The sequence below is a fragment of the Phenylobacterium sp. genome, from assembly GCF_030651185.1.
Classification (GTDB): domain Bacteria; phylum Pseudomonadota; class Alphaproteobacteria; order Caulobacterales; family Caulobacteraceae; genus Phenylobacterium.
On record NZ_JAUSCJ010000007.1, the window covers coordinates 1 to 1,155 of the forward strand.

Annotated in this window: 1 protein-coding gene; it reads left to right on the plus strand. The window is 65.9% G+C overall.

Annotation, left to right across the window (positions count from 1 at the left end):
* Positions 1 to 1,155 (plus strand): 5-aminolevulinate synthase (hemA, locus tag Q7J39_RS02545; protein ID WP_304820098.1); only part of this gene is annotated, 1,155 nt, incomplete at both ends.

A 1,155-nucleotide genomic window follows, 5' to 3' on the forward strand; every position in this document is an offset into this window, starting at 1 on the left:
GAGCAGATCCATGCCGAGGGACGTTACCGGGTCTTCGCCGACCTGAAGCGTCACCGTGGAGCGTTTCCGCGTGCGACCTGGACGCGGGATGACGGCGCCTCGTCGGAGGTGATCGTCTGGTGCTCCAACGACTATCTGGGCCAGGGCCAGAACCCTGTGGTGCTGGACGCCATGCACACGGCCATCGACGAGGCCGGCGCCGGCTCGGGCGGCACCCGCAACATTTCCGGCACCACCCACTATCATGTCGAGCTGGAGGCCGAGCTGGCCGACCTGCACGGCAAGGAAGCCGCCCTGCTGTTCACCTCCGGCTATGTGTCCAACGAGGCCTCGCTCTCGACCCTCTACAAGATCCTGCCGGGTCTGATCATGTTCTCCGACGAGCTGAATCATAACTCGATGATCAGCGGCATCCGGGCCGGCAAGCGCGAGCAGCGCCGGGTGTTCCGTCACAACGACCTGGCCCATCTGGAAGAGCTGCTGATCGCCGCCCCGGCCGATGCGCCCAGGGTGATCGCCTTCGAGAGCGTCTATTCGATGGACGGCGACATCACCGACATGAAGGCGATGGTGGCCCTGGCCAAAAAGTACAATGCCATGACCTATCTGGACGAGGTCCATGCGGTGGGCATGTACGGCCCCCGCGGCGCCGGCGTGGCCGAGCGGGACGGGGTCATGGACCAGATCGACATCATCGAGGGCACGCTCGCCAAGGGCTTTGGCGTCATGGGCGGCTACATCGCCGCCGACGCGGTGATCGTCGATGCGATCCGCAGCTATGCCGACGGCTTCATCTTCACCACCTCGATCCCGCCGGCCCTGGCCGCCGGCGCGGTGGCCTCGATCCGCTATCTCAAGGACCACAACGAGATCCGCATCGCCCATCAGGAGCGCGCCGCCGCCCTGAAGGCCAAGCTGATGAAGGCGGGCCTGCCGGTCATGCCGTCGGAGAGCCACATCGTGCCGGTGCTGGTGGGCGATCCCGTCCACTGCAAGATGATCAGCGACATCCTGCTGGAAGAGCACGGCGTCTACGTCCAGCCGATCAACTATCCCACCGTGCCCCGCGGGACCGAGCGCCTGCGCTTCACGCCCTCGCCGGCCCACACCGACGAGATGATGGACGACCTGGCCAGGACCCTGGAAATGCTGTGG